The sequence below is a fragment of the Chryseobacterium oryctis genome, from assembly GCF_025971925.1.
GTDB lineage: Bacteria > Bacteroidota > Bacteroidia > Flavobacteriales > Weeksellaceae > Chryseobacterium > Chryseobacterium oryctis.
The window spans coordinates 632,520-650,687 of the sequence record NZ_JAPDHV010000002.1 but is presented as its reverse complement, the minus strand read 5'-3'; the positions used below and the strand labels follow the sequence as shown (position 1 = coordinate 650,687).

Here is an 18,168-nt window from a genome sequence, read left to right as displayed (position 1 = left end):
ACGTTTATCTTAAATCAATAAAAGTAATAGGTTTTCTGCTGTTAGGATTGTAAACGAGTTTAGACAAAATATCAAAATTAACGATTTCAATTTTCGGACTTACTCTTAATTTTGCTCGGAAATGGTCTCTCACTTCACTTACAAAGTTTTCAGACTTGCTATCTGTACTGACTTTAATGACAATTTCATCCAATCCAATCTCATTCAACCTAATAACTATTTGATAACACTGAATATTATTGAAATCATTTAGAATATCGTTCATAGCAGGAGGGTACAAAGTTGTTCCTTTATATTTTATCATCTGCTGCTTTCTCCCAATCACAGGACCTAACCTCATTGTATTTCGCCCGCACTCGCAAGGTTCATAATGTGCTTTCACGATATCTCCCGTTTTAAATCTCAGCAAAGGAATAGCTTCTACTCCCAAAGTTGTAATTGTTAATTCCCCACTCTCTCCTTCCTGAACAGCATTCCCTTCGTCATCAAGAATTTCTGTGATTATCAATTCAGGATGATGATGCCCTCCTTGCTGAAATTCACATTCTGTAAAAGCAGTACTCATTTCAGTAGAGGCATACGTTGAGAATAATTTAATATCCCATTTTTCTTTAATCTTTTGTGAAAGAATATTGTCTGTAAAGTCCTGATTTTTGATACTTTCTCCAATACAAACCGCTCCATAAACACTAGAATCTTTATATTCAATTCCATGTTTTTCAGCATAATCAATCATTTTCAACAGAAATGATGGAACAGTAATTAAATATTTCGGTTTATACCTGAAAATAGAATCCCACTGTAATTCAGGAATTCCGGGTCCCATTCTCACAACACTTGCTCCCATTTTTCTTAACCCTAAAAAATAAGCAAGACCCGCCATAAATCTTTTGTCGATGGTTGTAATCATTTGAACAACATCTCCTTTCTGAATTCCTGCACAAGCAAAAGAAATAGCTTCATTATAAGCCAATCTATCAAGGTCTTTGTCTGATAAACCAAAAGTAACAGGATCTCCCAAAGTCCCCGAAGTTGTACTATAATCAACAATTTTATCAGGAGTTATACAGAAAAAATCATGATTATGTTGCTGCAAATCATTTTTCACAGTAGTCGGTATTTTCTGTAAATCTTCCAGAGTCTGAATATCAGCAATATTGATATTGTTTTCCTTAAATAATTTCTGATAAAAAGGCGAATTGTCTTCAAGATAAACCAAAAGCTCCCGAAGTTTATTTTCCTGTAGCTTTTTTATTTCCTGAGTACTTGATTTTTCAATTGAAGGATAAAGTTCCAATGGTTTGTATTTTAAAAAGCAAATTTAATTAAAAGATTGAATGATTATAGAATTCGGGATTAAAACAAGTAAAAACAATCCATATAGGAGCTCAAAAATCACAATTCTGTATTTCATAACAGTATCAAATATTTAAATTTCTGAAACAGAACTTTTTATTTGAAAATATCAAAATAAAACATATATTATAAACCGCAAAAAATCACTAAATTTGCCAACTTAATTAATCATCGATATTGAGATATTACAATGAGCCAATTTAAAGAATACAAAAACCTCAACCTTATTGACGTAGCCGAGAATGTAGCGGAATTTTGGAAACAAAATAAAACTTTCAATAAAAGTGTTGAGATTCGTGAAGGGAATCCTGAGTTTGTTTTTTATGAAGGTCCTCCTTCGGCAAACGGTATGCCCGGAATTCACCACGTTATGGCCAGAGCATTAAAGGATATTTTCTGTCGTTATCAAACTCAAAACGGGAAACAGGTTTTCCGTAAAGCGGGTTGGGATACACATGGACTTCCTGTGGAACTAGGCGTAGAAAAAGAATTAGGAATCACTAAAGAAGATATTGGCAAAAAAATTTCAATTGAAGATTACAACAAAGCATGTCGTGAAGCGGTAATGCGTTACACAGACGTTTGGAATAACCTTACCGAAAAAATAGGATATTGGGTAGATCTTGATGACCCATACATCACGTATAAATCAAAATACATGGAGACGGTTTGGTGGCTACTAAAACAATTGTATAACAAAGATTTATTATACAAAGGCTATACAATTCAACCATACTCTCCAAAAGCAGGAACAGGTCTTTCGTCTCACGAATTGAACCAGCCTGGAACATATCGTGATGTTTCTGACACAACAGTTGTTGTACAATTCAAAGCTAAAAAAGAAACAACAACGTTATTCAATGATGTTGACGGAGACGTTCACATCTTGGCTTGGACGACCACACCTTGGACTTTACCTTCAAATACAGCCTTGACTGTTGGTTCTGCAATCGATTATGTTTTAGTAAAAACATTCAATCAATATACATTTGAACCAATTAATATAGTTTTAGCAAAAGCTTTAGTATCTAAACAATTTGGTAAAAAGTATGTTGAAGGCACAGCTGAAGATTTAGCTGCTTATACTTCTGAAAGTAAAACAATTCCTTATATCGTTCTTAGAGAATTCAAAGGTTCTGAATTGGTAGGAACAAAATACGAACAATTAGTTCCTTGGTTTTTACCTGCTGAAAATCCAGAAGAAGCATTCCGTGTAATTCCCGGAGATTTTGTAACAACAGAAGACGGTACAGGTATCGTACACACTGCTCCAACTTTTGGTGCGGATGATGCTCGTGTTGCTAAAGAAGCAGGAGTTCCTCCAATGTTGGTAAAAGATGCTAATGATAATTTAGTTCCACTTGTTGATTTACAAGGTAAATTCATTGAAGGAGAAAACGTTCCTGAATTATTCTCAGGAAAATATATCAAAAATGAATATTATGATGAAGGGACAGCTCCGGAAAAATCTTGGGATGTAGAACTCGCAATCTTATTAAAAACTGAAAATAAAGCCTTTAAGGTTGAAAAATATGTTCACTCCTATCCTCATTGTTGGAGAACCGACAAACCTGTTCTTTACTATCCGCTAGATTCTTGGTTCGTAAAAATGACCGCTGTAAAAGACAGATTGGTAGACCTGAACAAAGAAATCAACTGGAAACCAAAAGCAACAGGTGAAGGACGTTTCGCAAATTGGTTGGAAAATGTAAACGACTGGAACTTATCCCGTTCAAGATATTGGGGTATTCCGTTGCCTATTTGGAGAACTGATGATTTAAAAGAAGAAAAAATCATAGGTTCTGTAGAAGAATTATGCAACGAAATCGAAAAATCTATTGAAAAAGGATTGATGTCTGAAAATCCGTTCAAAGGTTTTGAAATTGGAAATATGTCCGAACAAAATTACTCTTTAGTTGATTTGCACAAAAATGTGGTTGACAAAGTAATTTTGGTTTCAGATTCAGGAAAAGAAATGAAGCGTGAAAGTGACCTTATCGATGTTTGGTTCGATTCAGGTTCAATGCCTTACGCTCAATTGCACTATCCGTTTGAAAATAAGGAATTAATCGACAACAATAAAGCATTCCCTGCAGATTTCATCGCAGAAGGTGTTGACCAGACTCGTGGTTGGTTCTATACGCTACACGCTATCGGAACAGCAGTTTTTGATTCGGTTGCTTATAAAAACGTAATGAGTAACGGACTTGTTTTGGATAAAAACGGTCAGAAAATGTCAAAACGTTTAGGAAATGCAGTTGACCCGTTTGAAACCCTTTCCGTTTACGGACCAGATGCAACACGTTGGTACATGATTTCGAATGCAAATCCTTGGGAAAACTTGAAATTTGACATTGAAGGAATCGACGAAGTAAGAAGAAAATTCTTTGGAACATTGTACAACACCTATTCATTCTTTGCTTTATACGCGAATGTTGACGGATTCAAATATGCTGAAGCCGAAGTTCAAAACCGACCTGAAATTGACAGATGGATTCTTTCAGAATTGAATTTATTAATCAAAGAAGTAAAAGCATTCTACGAAGATTACGAACCAACAAGAGTAGCCAGAGCAATCAATACGTTTGTAAATGACAACTTAAGTAACTGGTATGTAAGATTATGCAGAAGACGTTTCTGGAAAGGAGACTATTCGGATGATAAAATCTCTGCTTACCAGACCTTATATACTTGCTTGGATACTGTTGCCAAATTATCCGCACCTATTGCACCATTCTTTATGGATCAGTTATATCAGGATTTAAATAAAGTAACAGGAAAAGAAAACTGCGAATCTGTTCATTTAACAGACTTCCCGGTTGCTGATGAAAGTTTAATTGACACTGACTTAGTTGAAAAAACTCACTTGGCACAAAACATCACAAGTATGGTTTTCTCTCTAAGAAAGAAGGAAAACGTAAAGGTTCGTCAACCGCTACAAAAAGTTTTAATTCCTGTATTAGATTCTAAAACTGAAGAACAAATTTTAGCCGTTGCAGAATTAATCAAACAGGAGGTAAACGTTAAAGAATTACAATTAATCAATGCAGAAGAAGCATCACATTTAATTGTAAAACAAATAAAACCAAATTTCAAAGCACTTGGTCCTAAATTAGGAAAAGACATGAAAGTGGTTGGAGGAGAAATTGCAAATCTTGACACAGAACAGATTTCAAAACTTGAAAAAGAAGGTAAACTAGACGTTCAAGGATATGAAATTACACTTGATGATGTAGAAATTTCTACAAAAGATATTCCGGGATGGACAGTGACTTCTGACGGAAAAACAACTGTGGCATTAGATTTGACGTTAACAGAAGAGTTAAAATCTGAAGGTATCGCAAGAGAATTCATTAACAGAGTTCAAAACTTGAGAAAAGATAAAGATTTCGACCTGACAGACAGAATTAATATTTTCTTGGAAGAAAACACTCCTTTCCTGAATGATATTAAGAAAAATGAGGAATATATTTCTTCGGAAGTCTTGTCAAATAAAATAGAAATTGTATCTTCACTTTCAAATTTTAGCGAAATTGAAATAGATGAGGTTAATTTTAAGATAAATGTTGAAAAAAATTAACATATAGTTATTGTTTTTCAAAATCCATTTCATAATTTTATTAAAAAAGAGAAACGAACATGTCAGACGAAAGAGTAAGATACAGTGATGCTGATTTACAAGAATTTAAAGCTATCATTAAGGAAAAAATAGAAAAAGCAGAAAAGGATTTACAATTAATCAGAGAAAGTTTCATCAACGACCAAAACAACGGTACAGATGATACTTCCCCTACTTTTAAAGCTTTTGAAGAAGGAGCAGAGACTTTGAGTAAAGAACAGAATTCTATTTTGGCAGGTAGACAGGAAAAATTCGTACGTGATTTGAAAAATGCTTTAATAAGAATTGAAAATAAAACGTATGGTGTTTGCAGAGTAACAGGTAAACTTATTCCTAAAGACAGACTATTGGCCGTTCCTCATGCTACATTAAGTATTGAAGCGAAAAACATGCAAAAATAACCTACTTGGTTAATTAAAATAATTTTGGGTTTATATTGTATTTTATGGAATACTTTATAAACCTAATTTTTAATTTACATCCATGAGCGAATTATTAATTTTAATACTTATCATCATTGCAGTTTTAGCATTTTTCAACAGAAACTGGCTTAAAAACAAAGTTAGTCCCGACAAACAAAGAAACTATACAATTGACGATAAATTTAATTCTGATAAACGCGAAAGAGAAAAAGAAATAGACAGACTTCTAAGTAAAATGGGAAAAAACGGAGTAAACGACTTATCTCCTAAAGAAAAGAAACGACTTGACGAACTGTCTAAACATTAAAATTTTACACTAAAAATGGAATCCATAATAGTACACACCAAAAACTCAATGGAACTTAATGCTTTGAAAAGCGTTTTGAAAGAGATGAACATACGTTTCGAAAAATTCCATACAAAAAACACGCATCACAACAACAAAACAATTAAGAAAATTGTTGATAAGAAAAATGAAAAAATAGGAAAACCTTCTAAACCCAAAGGATTGTAATGAAAAAGATATTAGCTGTAACTTTTCTTATATTATTAATTGATCAGGCATCGAAAATCTATATAAAGACACATTTCAATTTAGATGACAGTGTGTCGGTTTTTCCAGGTTTCAAACTTACTTTCGTTGAAAATCCAGGAATGGCTTACGGGCTTCATTTCGGAGGAGTTCTTGGGAAATATTTTTTAGTAATCTTAAGAATTTTTCTGATCGGCGGAATGGTGTATATGTTTAACAAATGGCTTAAACAAGGCGTATCCAATTATCTTTTGATTCCGATGGCAATGATTTTTGCCGGAGCAATTGGTAACTTAATTGACGGAATGTTTTACGGTCTAATCTTTGATAGTGGAACCGTATATGATGAAAGCATCGACCGATGGATTGGCTATGGCGGAATTTCCAAGTTTGTGCCCTTAGGAGAGGGATATTCTTCATTTATGAGAGGTTGCGTGGTTGATATGCTTCACTTCCCGTTAGTAGATTGGAATGTACCAGAAAGTTGGCCCATAATTGGAGGAAAACATATTGAATTTTTCAAATATATTTTCAATGTAGCGGATTCAGCGATTACTGTTGGTGCCGTTTTACTATTAATTTTTAGAAAAAAAGCTTTCCCGAACGGTCTGGAATTTTAAACAAATGAAAAAAGTTATCAAAACTATATTTAAAATTTTCCTGCTTCTTTTCGTTGCAGGAATTATTTTTATTGCCTGGGCGAATTACAGCATCAAAAAAAATAGCGATGCTTACATTTCTTATAATATTGCGGATATTCCCGAAACAAAAACTGCTTTACTTTTAGGAACAAGTAAAAATCTAAGCAATGGTTTTCCTAATGCCTATTTCTACAATAGAATCAAGGCGACTATAGACTTATACAAAAGTGGAAAAATTCAATACGTCATTGTAAGTGGAGATAACAGCACAAAAAACTATAACGAATCTGAAGACATGCAATTCGCATTGATTCAGCAAGGTATTCCTACAGATAAAATCTTTATGGATTTTGCCGGTTTCAGAACATTGGATTCTGTTGTGCGTGCGAAAGATATTTTCGGACAGAACAAAATCATTATCGTTTCACAAAAATTCCACAATGAAAGAGCCGTATTTTTAGCCAGAAAAAATAAAATCGAGGCATATGGATACAATGCGGAAGACGTGAATAAATTTGCAGGCTTCAAAACCAATTTGAGAGAATATCTGGCTAAAGCAAAAGCATATTTAGATTTAATCTTTGGTGTTGAACCTAGATTTGGAGGAGATAAAGTTTTGATTCCATAATTTTACATCTCGCTGATTCAACAAATTACACAGATTTTTTTAACTTAAAGCTTTAATCAAATAGTAAAAATCTTTGCCCCTACATTTTATAAAAGCACAATCCCCCCTTTTAAAAACCATGCAATCAGAGGGAAAATAACTAAATTTGCAATTCATTAATTTTTAAAATAATTTTTAAACAATGTCAAGAATTCTTACCGGCATACAAGCCACCGGAACACCGCACCTTGGTAATTTATTGGGTGCCATTATTCCTGCAATTGAACTTTCAAAACAGGAAGGAAATGAATCATTTTTATTTATCGCAAATCTTCACTCGCTTACTCAGATTAAAGACGCGAAAGAGCTAAAACAAAACACCTACGAGATTGCTGCGGCTTGGCTTGCTTGTGGATTAGATACCGAAAAAACATTTTTTTACAGACAGAGCGACATCCCTGAAACCTGTGAACTTTCTTGGCATTTATCATGTTTTTTTCCGTATCAGAGACTTACTTTAGCACATTCATTCAAGGATAAGGCAGACAGATTACAGGATGTAAATGCAGGTTTATTTACCTACCCTATTTTGATGGCAGCAGATATTTTGTTGTATGATGCAGAAGTAGTACCTGTAGGTAAAGACCAGCTTCAGCATTTGGAAATTGCCCGTGATGTAGCTTCAAGATTCAACAATCAAATGGGAGAGGTTTTTGTCTTACCCCAATCTGAACTTCAGGAAAACACAAAATACGTTCCCGGAGTAGACGGACACAAAATGTCTAAATCCAGAGGAAATATCATCAATATCTTCTTGCCTGAAAAGGAATTGAAAAAACAGGTAATGAGCATTGAGTCCGATTCTAAAACATTGGAAGAGCCTAAAGATCCTGAAACGGATAAAACTTTTGCAATCTATCAACTGATTGCAACTCCAGAACAAACAGAAGAACTTAGAGCAAAATATTTAGCCGGAAACTTTGGTTACGGTCATGCTAAAAAAGAACTTTTAGACCTGATTCTTGTAAGATTTGAGAAAGAAAGAGAACTTTTCTCTTACTACATGAACAATCTTGATGAATTGGAAGCAAAACTTCAGGAAGGGGCAGCCAAAACAAGAGTTATAGCTCAGGAAACTATTAAAAGAGTAAGAGAAAGTTTGGGAATCTAATCATTTTGTAATGATAAAGCAATGCATCCCTTCATCAAATCTATAAGCAATATCCCAATCGGGATATTGTTTTATTATAGTCTTATTGATAGAAAGTCCTAAACCGGTAGAACTATGATCCGTATCTTGCTTATAAAATCTATTAAAAACTTTAGATTGATCTAAAGAGTGTTTAGCTCCGGTATTTTGAAAAATAATTCTATTTTTTTCTATAAGAATATGCACCAGCTTTTGGTCATCATTATATTTTATAGCATTTTTAAGAAGATTAGAAAGTAAGATCCTTGCAAGATCGGGGTCAAAATCTGCTACAAAATTTTCCTTTTCAAAAATATTAACCTGAGTTTTCTTAAACTCAATAAAATCTTCATAGCTCTCAACTAAATCTTTAATTAAGATATTAAAATCAACAAGTATATTTTTATTAAACTGGTTATTCTCGATCTTGGAAAGCATTAATAATGATTTATTAAAACCTGTCATTCTCCCAAGATCGTTTTTGATATCACTTAAAAATCGAAGATTTTTCTCATCGAGCTCTTCATTTTGAATCATTAAGTCTATCTTATTGCTTACGATTGCCAAAGGAGTTTGAAGTTCATGCGATGCATTTTCTATAAATTGTTTTTGTTGATAAAAAACCTGCTCATTTCGTTCTATCATTTCATTCACTTCTGTGTCAAGCTCTTCAAATTCTTTTATCGAATAATTCGGAGTCTCTGTGACAGTAGAAATTCCGAATTGATATTTTTTAAGTTTATCTAAAATTGAGTAAAAAGGACGCATGGCTTTATTCAATAAAAATCCGTTCATCCCGATAATACTAATTACCAATAAAACATATAATACAATAAGAGCTGTTGTAAAATCATAAATCAACTCATCTTGTTCTACGGTAGAAGTCCGAATTTCTAGTTTTTGATACTTCCCGAATTGATCTACAAAATCTGTCTCCAAAACACGATAAGGCTGTTCTTTATCGTCATATTCCATGTAAAACATCTTATTGTACAATCTGTTTTTATCTTTGTATTCTTCTGGTGAGATGGGAGTAATTTTAAACTCATTAAATCCAAATTCTTTACTATTTAAAAGATTTTTATCTAAATAAATTGCTTTAATAATTTGAATTTTTCTATCCTTAAGCCCATCATCTACGTTATCATATACCTCATCCAAAATATAAGCATAAAATAAAGCCGCCCAAATCGCAATAATCAGGAGTAAAATACCTATAAGATATTTAGTTGTATAATATTTTAACGAAATTTTCATTAAATAAATTTATATCCAATACCATACACAGCATGAAAATCAGCTTCCGAAGAGTGGGTTTTAAGTTTTTTTCGCAAATTCTTTATTTGAGAATATATAAAATCTAAACTATCTGCCTGATCGATGTAATCTCCCCAAATAGCTTCTGCCAACATTGTTTTCTGAAGTGTTTTGCCTGGGTTTATCATAAAATAATAAAGTAAATCATATTCTTTTCTGTTAAGACTAATCTCCTTATTATTTATTTGTACTATTCTGGCTTCAGGATCAATGCTTATATTCTTGTATTTTAAAATATTTTCCCCGTCTTGGTTTTTTCTTCTCAGAACAGATTTTATTCTTGCCATAAGCTCAGCAAGATGAAAAGGTTTTGCCAAATAATCATCTGCACCTATTTCCAAGCCATTTACTTTATCATCTACAGAATCCTTAGCAGATAAAATAATTACAGGATCTTTTTTTTGCATATTTTTAATCTCGCGGAGCAAATCAATCCCATTGCCATCAGGAAGCATTACATCGAGTAAAATACAGTCATAATCATAAGATATAACCTTATCTAATCCTGATTGATAATCCTCAGCATATTCTACAATAAAATGTTCTTCTTCGAGAAAATGCTTTACTACCTCTCTAATTTCCGGCTCATCCTCAACAATAAGAATTTTCATACTGAGATTCAATTTAGTTACTAAAAAAACTATACAAAAATACCCTCTCAATTGAGAGGAGAGGATATTTGATAATTTTATATTACTGATTAAAATTAATCGTCAATTTTGGTGAAATTTCCTTTTCTATCGAATTCCAAATCTATACCATTGGAAAGTTCAATCTCATAAGACCATCTCTTTTTTTCAATTTTTTTGATAAAAGTATTCGGAAAACTCTTCGTAGAATAATTCTTTATAGAAGTAGGAATAAAGACATATGGTATTTTTTGATTGTGCCCATCAACCTTTTTCCAATTTCCTTTGCTATCAAACTCAACTTTCATTCCGTTAGATAATTGTACTTTATACTCATCAATACCATAAATTTCTCTATCTTCAATAATATACGATGGCTTTGCTCCCTTGAAGTTGCTTCCAAGAAATGTTTTTGCAGATTGAGGTAACTGATTATAAGAAATCGCTTTATCCTGTGCGAAAACAAAACCTGTCACAAAAAGAAATAGTACAGTAAAAACAGTTGGAATTTTTTCGAAATTTTTCATAATATTAAATTTTAGATTTTTATTATTGTACAAATTTCTATTACAAATTGGGAAAGATTTAGGAATAAAAATCCCAACTCTGTTTTTATAAAAAATCTTTAATCTGCAAAAGATGTTTTACCGACTTCAAGCCATTTTGTTGTCTATTCTCATTCAAAGCATCAAAGAAAATTACATCCATTCCGAAATTTTGAGCTCCGACAACATCTGCAATCCAGTCATCACCAATAAGAATACTGTTTTCTTTCTTTGCATCAGAAAGCCCTAATGAATATTCAAAAATTTTAGGATTAGGTTTTCTTATTCCTACAGAATCTGCACTTGTGATGGTTTGGAAATACCTATCAATTCCCGATAAAATGCACTTTCTTTCGGTAACCTCCTGAAATCCGTTTGAAATGATGTGAAGTGTATAGTTTTTAGATTTCAGATATTCTAAAATATATTCGGCTCCTTCTACCAACTCATTATGGTTAAGAATTTTATCTAAAAAATGTTCCTCAAAATACATTGACAGTTCAGGATCATCCACACCAAAACGTCTGAATGTATCATAAAAACGATGCTTTCTTAAATATTCTTTATCAATAATGCCATCTCGGATTTTCTCCCAAAGTTCCTCATTTATATCATGATAAACAGAATGAAACTCTTCAAAATCAATATTATATTTTAATGCAATTTCCTGTTTTTCGAAAAGATTTTTAATGGTAAGGTAGGCATTCTTACGATGATCCCAAAGTGTATTATCTAGATCAAAAAAAATGTGCTGAATTTTCATACAGCACAAAATTAGTAATTTTAATTTTTGGAAATTCGGATTTTTGCATTCTTCGTTTTTACTATTTCTATACTTTTAGAAAAATTTAGTAAAAAATCAATAGTTTGTTTCTTTGGTTGCAAAGCTTTCACTTTTAAGGAGTCATTTTTTTTCATAGGCGAAAAATGTTTTTCCTTAAACGAAAAAATCCGAAAAATATTATTTATCTTGTCAACACAATGTGATTTTCATCCATGATTTTTCTCAGGTTTATTAAAGCATATCTTACCCTTCCCAAAGTGGTATTAATGCTCATATCAGTATGATCCGCTATTTCTTTGAAGCTTAAACCATCAAAAAACCTCAATTTAATAACCTCTTGTTGGTTTTGAGGTAGAAATTGCAGCATCCTCAATAAGTCTTCCTGAATTTGATTGGTAACCAACTGTTCTTCTATGTTTTCCGATGGTTCCCGAATTAAATCAAAAATAGAATAATCATCGGTATCAAAAGTAGTTTCAGAAACTTTGATATTCTTAGCTTTCAGTCTGAAATGATCAATAATAAGATTATGAGCTATTCTTTTTGCCCAAAGAATGAATTTTCCTTCTTCATTGTATCTTCCTTCTTTTAACATTACAATGATTTTCATGAAAGTATCCTGAAAAACATCATTAGCTAAATCTTCATCATTAATTTTGTAAAAAATGAATGTAAACAATTCTTTCTGGTGACGATGAATAAGAGTAGACAACGCCTCTTCGTCTCCTTTTTGATAAAGGGAAATTAGTAAACTATCCGATTTTGATTTCATAACTTCTTCTCAATAATATATTTGTAGACAACTTATCTTCCAGGTATTTCATCTGGTATTAATTGTAAATACAAAACAATTCTTTAGAGTAAAGTCAGATCAATAGGCAGTACAATTTTTATATGTTGTAAATATAATAATTTTTTAATAACTGTTAACTTATTATTAACTTTTTGTGAAAAATAATAACAAAAATCACTTAAACATATCGTGAATAAAGACAGTTGGGATATTCAATGTGAAATTAACATTTACACCTTTCATTTCTTTACCATTCAATCCCGAATTCCCAATTGGAAAGGCATACCCTCCTGTAAGATCTAATATTCCAAATAATGAAATACCAATTTTGGGAGCAACATATTTATTCGTTCCTTCTGCACCTGCCAGAAAATAATATGAATGGTAAAAATCTACATCCTTTTGGAAATTCAATAAAACATCTGCCTGAAGTTTGGGCATAATTGCAAATTTAGAATGAGTAGCCCCCATTAAAGCTGAGCCTCCCAATCTGTAAATCACATCGTCATTTTTCAAGAATAGCAACTTCCCTCCCACTTCACCAAAACTTTGATTTTGATAAGTATATCCTACTGTTACCATTTTATGCATCGTATATTGAGCTTTTGCAAATGTACCAAGGAAAAACAAGGAAAAGAGCATCATTACGAATCTGGCATTCATCATCTTTATAATATTTGAGTGTAAAATTAAAAAAAACTGCCTTATCCGAAGATAAAGCAGTGAATATTATTATTTAAAAACAGAAATTAAATTCCAAAAGCAGCTTTAATTTCATCTACTTTATCCAACTTCTCCCATGTGAAAAATTCAAGATCTTTCAAGGTAATTTCATTTTTCTGTCCTTTATTAAACGTTTTATCTGCTACATAATGCTCTTTACCCATATGTCCGTAAGAAGCTGTTTCCTGATAAATAGGATTTCTTAATTTCAGATTCTGTTCAATTGCATAAGGTCTTAAATCAAAAATTGTAGAAACTTTTCTAGCAATTTCACCATCATTAAGATCAACTTTTGCAGTTCCGTATGTATTAATATATAAACCACAAGGTTCAGCAACACCAATTGCATAAGAAACCTGTACCAAAACTTCATCTGCAATACCTGCTGCAACTAAATTTTTAGCGATATGCCTTGTCGCATAAGCTGCACTTCTGTCTACTTTTGAAGGATCTTTTCCTGAGAAAGCACCACCTCCGTGAGCTCCTTTTCCTCCGTAAGTATCTACAATGATTTTTCTTCCTGTAAGACCTGTATCTCCGTGAGGTCCACCAATCACAAATTTACCTGTTGGGTTGATGTGATATTTGATTTGCTCATTAAACAACGCCTTGATTTCTTCAGTTTGCTGAGCCACAACTCTAGGAATCAAAATATTTTTTATGTCTTCACGAATCTTATTCAACATCTCTTCTTCGCTTCCGAAATCATCATGCTGTGTAGAAACTACAATAGAATCAATTCTTACAGGCTTGTGATCATCAGAATATTCAATTGTAACCTGACTTTTTGCATCTGGACGAAGATATTTGATTTCAGAGTTTTCTCTTCTGATTGCAGAAAGTTCTCTAAGAATTGTATGTGCCAAATCCAATGCAAGAGGCATATAATTAGCCGTCTCATTGGTAGCATACCCAAACATCATACCTTGATCTCCTGCTCCCTGAGCATTTGCCTTAGCCTCAAAAGACTCATCAACAACTGCTCTATCAACTCCTTGATTAATATCCGGAGACTGCTCATGAATTGCAGAGATAACTCCACAAGAATCACCATTGAACATATACTCTCCTTTTGTATATCCTATTCCGTTAATAACTTCTCTGGCAATAGTCTGTACATCAAGATAAGCATCTGATTTCACCTCACCTGCCAAAACAACCTGACCTGTAGTAACAAGTGTTTCACAAGCAACTTTTGAAGTTTTATCGTAAGCTAAGAAATGATCGATTAGCGCATCAGAAATTTGATCGGCAATTTTATCCGGATGTCCTTCTGAAACAGATTCAGACGTAAATAAATAAGACATATTATTCTTTGTTTTTTTAGATTAAAAATATACGAAGAAAATTAAGAATAAATTGCCATGAAGCCTAAAAAGAAATACTGTTTTAGCATTTTTTTATAGAGGTTGCAATCAGGTCAAATTTTTCCTCGTTCGTAAACGTTGGCAAATTTAAGTACTATTTTTTAATACTCAAAATTTTTATTTACAAATTATAAATTTCTTTAAACGAATGGTTTATATCTCCTTTAGTATATATAAATTATTGTGGCTTTATGCTTACGAATTCCTTTGGATTTTCATGATAATTAAGCCTTTGTTCTAATGAAGTTCTTATAGAATGAGATAATTCATCAATAATTTTTTGCTTAAATGTCGGCTTATAATAGATAATACTTATCTCTCTATATGGGAAAGGTTTTTTAAATCTGAAAACATTTTTCTTTTGCTCATCAGAAAGCTGACTCAATGCCAACTCAGGCAAAATACTAATTCCTCCGACCTTATCAACCATATGTACCAACGTCTGAATATTAGATGCAAGAAAATCTAAGTTTTTGGGTTTCAAAGTATTTTCCTTCAAATGACAAATGTTTTCAAATTGGTTTCTTAAACAGTTACCTTCCTCAAGCAGCCAAACTTTATCTACATTTAGCTCTTCAGGAACAACATAAGAGTTCTTTTTATTAGCCTCTGTATCCGAACTATAAATCATCAACTCTTCATTAAATAAAAAGTCTTGGTAAAACTCACCCGCTGTATCATAAGGAGTAGAAATAATACCAGCATCCAGCTCTCCCGCTTTTAACGCCTTGATAATATTATCGGTTGTCATTTCTTTTACATTCATCTGTATTTTCGGGTTTTCCTCCAAAAACTTAAAAATTTCAGTAGGCAAAATAAATGAAGACACGGTAGGAATAATTCCTAAATTTATAGTTCCTCCCAAAATATTATTCAACAGGTTGGCTTTATTTTTCAACTCATTGACAGATTCTATAATTAGCTTAGCCTGATCAATAATCTGAAGCCCCACATCTGTAGTACGAATCGGGTGTGTGGTTCTATCAAAAACCTTTACATCCAGTTCATCTTCAAATTTCTGTATCATTGCGCTAAGAGTAGGCTGCGTAATGAAGCAAGCCTGAGCTGCTTTTCCAAAATGTTTATACTTATCTACAGCGATAAGATATTCCAACTGCTGAATGTTCATTTGATTAATATTATCTATTACAAAGATAAAATGTTTTTGCTATTAGCACTTATAATTTCAAATAAATTTGACAATGGAATATTCATTAGCTATCTTTGAAAGAAAATTAACATAAATCACAGCTAATGGATTCTAAAAAACTGACATCAAGTAGCGGCGCTCCTTATTTCGAGCATCAGGATTCTCAGACTGTTGGACCTAGAGGTCCGGTTTTATTGCAGGATTTTATACTTCAGGAAAACCTTGCTCATTTTGTGAGAGAAAGAATTCCCGAAAGAATTGTTCATGCAAAAGGAAGTGGAGCTTATGGAAAATTTACCGTAACACACGATATAAGCAAATACACCAAAGCAAAGTTATTTTCTAAAGTCGGAAACTCATGCAAAATGTTTGCTAGGTTTTCTACTGTAGGTGGAGAAAAGGGTAGCGCAGATACCGCAAGAGACCCAAGAGGTTTTGCTCTAAAATTTTATACAGAAGATGGAAATTGGGATTTAGTAGGAAACAACACTCCGGTTTTCTTTATTAAAGACGCTAAAAAATTTCCTGATTTTATTCACACTCAAAAGAGAGTTCCTAAAACAAATCTAAAGAGCGCGACCATGATGTGGGACTTCTGGAGTTTAAATCCCGAATCTCTTCATCAGGTTTTAATTTTAATGTCTGACAGAGGAACACCTTATGGATACAGACATATGCACGGCTTCGGTTCTCATACCTTCTCAATGATTAATGATAATAATGAAAGGGTTTGGGTGAAATTCCATTTTAAAACAAAACAAGGAATTAAAAATTTCACTAATTCCGATGCTATAAAAATGGCGGGCGAAAACCCTGATTTCGCTCAGGAAGACCTTTGTAACGCTATTGAAAATGGAGATTTCCCGAAATGGACAATGTACATACAGGTAATGACAGAAGAACAGGCAAGAGATTTTAGATGGAATCCTTTTGATGTTACCAAAGTCTGGTTTCAAGAAGACTTCCCTCTTATCGAAGTTGGAGAAATGGAATTGAATGAAATTCCCATAAATTATTTTGCTCACGTAGAACAATCAACTTTTTCACCAAGCAATTTAATTAACGGAATAAGTTTTTCTCCTGATAAAATGCTTCAAGGACGATTATTCTCTTATCCAGATGCTCACAGATACAGAGTTGGTGTAAACTCTCATCAATTAGAGGTTAACAGATGTCCTTTTGAAGTTAATAATTATCAAAGAGACGGATTCATGGCAGATTCAAGCCATTATCAGGACAAGCCCAACTACTTCCCGAATAGTTTTGATAATATTAAACCAGATTCGTCATACAAAAACTACGAATGTGAGCTAGACAGTGCGCATGTTGCCAATTACAATAGAAATGAAAATGATGATGACCACTACACCCAACCAGGTTTATTATTCTCAAAAGCAATGAATACTGAGGACAGAAAGAACTTGATTGACAACATTGTTGGAAGCATGAAAGATATTGATGGACCTAAGAAAAATGAAATTATCAACCGTCAGTTATGTCATTTTTTCAGGGCTAATATTGAGCTTGGCATGAAAGTAGCTTCTCAATTAAATATAAATATTGATACCGATATGATGAATCATTCAAAATAATTATAATTATTTTGAAAGTAGCACATACAAAAAAAGAGGAAAAAAATATGCTTTTTTTCCTCTTTTTGTAAAATATTTCATAATTTGCAAAAATAATATATTATAGTGGAGAAATGAGTTACGAAAACATATTATTAAATAAAGAAGATAAAATATCTACTATTACAATAAACAGACCTGAAAGTTTAAATGCTTTAAATGCTCAAACAATTAAAGAACTGAGTGATGCCTTTAGTGAACTTAATGCTGACACTTCTTGTAGAGCAATTATAATTACAGGAAGTGGCGAAAAATCTTTCGTTGCAGGTGCCGACATTAAAGAATTTATTGACTTTGGTAAAGAAGAAGCTGAACAATTGGCCAGAAATGGTCAAAACTCACTTTTTAATAAAATTGAAAACATGAATAAACCTGTCATTGCAGCCGTAAACGGCTTTGCATTGGGAGGAGGACTAGAGCTTGCCATGGCATGCCACATCAGATACGCATCGGAAAATGCTAAATTGGGACTTCCGGAAGTAACATTAGGATTAATTCCTGGTTATGGAGGAACCCAAAGACTTCCAAAGCTTGTCGGAAAAGGCATTGCCAACGAAATGATCTTCTCTGCCAAAATGATTCCCGCTCAAAGAGCAAAGGAAATTGGCTTGGTAAATGAAGTATACCCAATTGAAGAATTATTAACCAAAACAAAAGAATTAGCATCTATTATTGCCAAGAACTCACCAATGGCAATATCGAAGGCAATAAATGCCGTGAACTTATCTGATACGGATAAAGGCTTCGAAACTGAAATTAAACATTTCGGAGAAGTTTTTGAACTTGATGATAAAAAAGAAGGAGTGTCAGCTTTTATTGAAAAAAGAAAGCCAAACTTCTAAACAATCCCCCCTTAATACAAA

General features: G+C 32.8%; 18 protein-coding genes. 9 read left to right on the top strand and 9 right to left on the bottom strand.

Annotated elements, in window-relative coordinates; all coding sequences use genetic code 11:
• Positions 1 to 4: 4 nt before the first annotated feature.
• On the bottom strand, positions 5 to 1,297 hold the full coding sequence (locus OH806_RS06805) for a phenylacetate--CoA ligase family protein (protein ID WP_264742917.1): 1,293 nt from the start codon (positions 1,295 to 1,297) through the stop codon (positions 5 to 7).
• Between the two features lie 249 nt (positions 1,298 to 1,546).
• On the opposite strand from OH806_RS06805, the gene ileS reads away from it, so the two are divergent.
• From ileS to trpS, 7 genes are all read left to right on the top strand, one after another.
• On the top strand, positions 1,547 to 4,936 hold the full coding sequence (gene ileS, locus OH806_RS06800) for an isoleucine--tRNA ligase (RefSeq protein WP_264742916.1): 3,390 nt from the start codon (positions 1,547 to 1,549) through the stop codon (positions 4,934 to 4,936).
• Between the two features lie 59 nt (positions 4,937 to 4,995).
• Entirely contained in the window at positions 4,996 to 5,376 is a 381-nt protein-coding gene (locus OH806_RS06795) for a TraR/DksA family transcriptional regulator (RefSeq protein ID WP_264742915.1), read from the top strand.
• Between the two features lie 82 nt (positions 5,377 to 5,458).
• On the top strand, positions 5,459 to 5,704 hold the full coding sequence (locus OH806_RS06790; RefSeq protein WP_264742914.1) for a DUF6576 domain-containing protein: 246 nt from the start codon (positions 5,459 to 5,461) through the stop codon (positions 5,702 to 5,704).
• A gap of 15 nt (positions 5,705 to 5,719) precedes the next feature.
• The gene (locus OH806_RS06785; protein WP_264742913.1) at positions 5,720 to 5,911 is read left to right on the top strand and encodes a DUF2683 family protein; all 192 of its coding nucleotides are present in this window, start codon (positions 5,720 to 5,722) and stop codon (positions 5,909 to 5,911) included.
• Positions 5,911 to 6,549, top strand: a complete 639-nt coding sequence (locus tag OH806_RS06780) for a lipoprotein signal peptidase (RefSeq protein WP_264742912.1) — start codon at positions 5,911 to 5,913, stop codon at positions 6,547 to 6,549. Before OH806_RS06785 ends, OH806_RS06780 begins: the two co-directional genes overlap by 1 nt.
• Before the next feature lie 4 nt (positions 6,550 to 6,553).
• Positions 6,554 to 7,198, top strand: coding sequence for a SanA/YdcF family protein (locus OH806_RS06775; protein ID WP_264742911.1), 645 nt, complete (start codon positions 6,554 to 6,556; stop codon positions 7,196 to 7,198).
• A gap of 181 nt (positions 7,199 to 7,379) precedes the next feature.
• Positions 7,380 to 8,348, top strand: a complete 969-nt coding sequence (gene trpS / locus OH806_RS06770; protein WP_264742910.1) for a tryptophan--tRNA ligase — start codon at positions 7,380 to 7,382, stop codon at positions 8,346 to 8,348.
• Here trpS and OH806_RS06765 read toward each other — a convergent pair whose 3' ends face one another.
• The 8 genes from OH806_RS06765 to OH806_RS06730 all read right to left on the bottom strand — a co-directional run bounded on the left by OH806_RS06765 (position 8,349) and on the right by OH806_RS06730 (position 15,653).
• On the bottom strand, positions 8,349 to 9,623 hold the full coding sequence (locus tag OH806_RS06765; RefSeq protein ID WP_264742909.1) for a sensor histidine kinase: 1,275 nt from the start codon (positions 9,621 to 9,623) through the stop codon (positions 8,349 to 8,351).
• Entirely contained in the window at positions 9,623 to 10,294 is a 672-nt protein-coding gene (locus tag OH806_RS06760) for a response regulator transcription factor (protein WP_264742908.1), read from the bottom strand. The genes OH806_RS06765 and OH806_RS06760 overlap by 1 nt, the downstream gene beginning before the upstream one ends.
• 95 nt (positions 10,295 to 10,389) lie before the next feature.
• A complete protein-coding gene (locus OH806_RS06755; RefSeq protein WP_264742907.1) occupies positions 10,390 to 10,839 on the bottom strand; it encodes a PepSY-like domain-containing protein in 450 nt (149 codons plus the stop codon).
• An 85-nt stretch (positions 10,840 to 10,924) separates the two neighbouring features.
• Positions 10,925 to 11,620, bottom strand: a complete 696-nt coding sequence (locus tag OH806_RS06750) for a YjjG family noncanonical pyrimidine nucleotidase (RefSeq protein WP_264742906.1) — start codon at positions 11,618 to 11,620, stop codon at positions 10,925 to 10,927.
• Between the two features lie 202 nt (positions 11,621 to 11,822).
• The gene (locus OH806_RS06745) at positions 11,823 to 12,413 is read right to left on the bottom strand and encodes an RNA polymerase sigma factor (RefSeq protein WP_264742905.1); all 591 of its coding nucleotides are present in this window, start codon (positions 12,411 to 12,413) and stop codon (positions 11,823 to 11,825) included.
• A gap of 195 nt (positions 12,414 to 12,608) precedes the next feature.
• Positions 12,609 to 13,100 (bottom strand): hypothetical protein, encoded by a 492-nt coding sequence (locus OH806_RS06740; protein ID WP_264742904.1) that lies wholly within the window; start codon positions 13,098 to 13,100, stop codon positions 12,609 to 12,611.
• An 83-nt stretch (positions 13,101 to 13,183) separates the two neighbouring features.
• Positions 13,184 to 14,464: a methionine adenosyltransferase gene (gene metK / locus OH806_RS06735; protein ID WP_264742903.1), complete on the bottom strand. Its 1,281-nt coding sequence runs from the start codon at positions 14,462 to 14,464 to the stop codon at positions 13,184 to 13,186.
• A gap of 238 nt (positions 14,465 to 14,702) precedes the next feature.
• Positions 14,703 to 15,653, bottom strand: coding sequence for a LysR substrate-binding domain-containing protein (locus tag OH806_RS06730; RefSeq protein ID WP_264742902.1), 951 nt, complete (start codon positions 15,651 to 15,653; stop codon positions 14,703 to 14,705).
• A 125-nt stretch (positions 15,654 to 15,778) separates the two neighbouring features.
• Here OH806_RS06730 and OH806_RS06725 point away from each other — a divergent pair, with 125 nt between their 5' ends.
• Positions 15,779 to 17,266, top strand: a complete 1,488-nt coding sequence (locus OH806_RS06725; RefSeq protein ID WP_264742901.1) for a catalase — start codon at positions 15,779 to 15,781, stop codon at positions 17,264 to 17,266.
• 113 nt (positions 17,267 to 17,379) lie between these two features.
• Entirely contained in the window at positions 17,380 to 18,147 is a 768-nt protein-coding gene (locus OH806_RS06720; RefSeq protein ID WP_264742900.1) for an enoyl-CoA hydratase/isomerase family protein, read from the top strand.
• Positions 18,148 to 18,168 lie beyond the last annotated feature (21 nt).

Excerpts from the sequence above, each read along its gene's own strand:
- ileS (WP_264742916.1), top strand. The coding sequence starts at position 1,547 with ATGAGCCAATTTAAAGAATACAAAAACCTCAACCTTATTGACGTAGCC.
- OH806_RS06795 (WP_264742915.1), top strand. The coding sequence starts at position 4,996 with ATGTCAGACGAAAGAGTAAGATACAGTGATGCTGATTTACAAGAATTT.
- OH806_RS06790 (WP_264742914.1), top strand. The coding sequence starts at position 5,459 with ATGAGCGAATTATTAATTTTAATACTTATCATCATTGCAGTTTTAGCA.
- OH806_RS06785 (WP_264742913.1), top strand. The coding sequence starts at position 5,720 with ATGGAATCCATAATAGTACACACCAAAAACTCAATGGAACTTAATGCT.
- OH806_RS06780 (WP_264742912.1), top strand. The coding sequence starts at position 5,911 with ATGAAAAAGATATTAGCTGTAACTTTTCTTATATTATTAATTGATCAG.
- OH806_RS06775 (WP_264742911.1), top strand. The coding sequence starts at position 6,554 with ATGAAAAAAGTTATCAAAACTATATTTAAAATTTTCCTGCTTCTTTTC.
- trpS (WP_264742910.1), top strand. The coding sequence starts at position 7,380 with ATGTCAAGAATTCTTACCGGCATACAAGCCACCGGAACACCGCACCTT.
- OH806_RS06765 (WP_264742909.1), bottom strand. The coding sequence starts at position 9,623 with ATGAAAATTTCGTTAAAATATTATACAACTAAATATCTTATAGGTATT.
- OH806_RS06760 (WP_264742908.1), bottom strand. The coding sequence starts at position 10,294 with ATGAAAATTCTTATTGTTGAGGATGAGCCGGAAATTAGAGAGGTAGTA.
- OH806_RS06755 (WP_264742907.1), bottom strand. The coding sequence starts at position 10,839 with ATGAAAAATTTCGAAAAAATTCCAACTGTTTTTACTGTACTATTTCTT.
- OH806_RS06750 (WP_264742906.1), bottom strand. The coding sequence starts at position 11,620 with ATGAAAATTCAGCACATTTTTTTTGATCTAGATAATACACTTTGGGAT.
- OH806_RS06745 (WP_264742905.1), bottom strand. The coding sequence starts at position 12,413 with ATGAAATCAAAATCGGATAGTTTACTAATTTCCCTTTATCAAAAAGGA.
- OH806_RS06740 (WP_264742904.1), bottom strand. The coding sequence starts at position 13,100 with ATGATGAATGCCAGATTCGTAATGATGCTCTTTTCCTTGTTTTTCCTT.
- metK (WP_264742903.1), bottom strand. The coding sequence starts at position 14,464 with ATGTCTTATTTATTTACGTCTGAATCTGTTTCAGAAGGACATCCGGAT.
- OH806_RS06730 (WP_264742902.1), bottom strand. The coding sequence starts at position 15,653 with ATGAACATTCAGCAGTTGGAATATCTTATCGCTGTAGATAAGTATAAA.
- OH806_RS06725 (WP_264742901.1), top strand. The coding sequence starts at position 15,779 with ATGGATTCTAAAAAACTGACATCAAGTAGCGGCGCTCCTTATTTCGAG.
- OH806_RS06720 (WP_264742900.1), top strand. The coding sequence starts at position 17,380 with ATGAGTTACGAAAACATATTATTAAATAAAGAAGATAAAATATCTACT.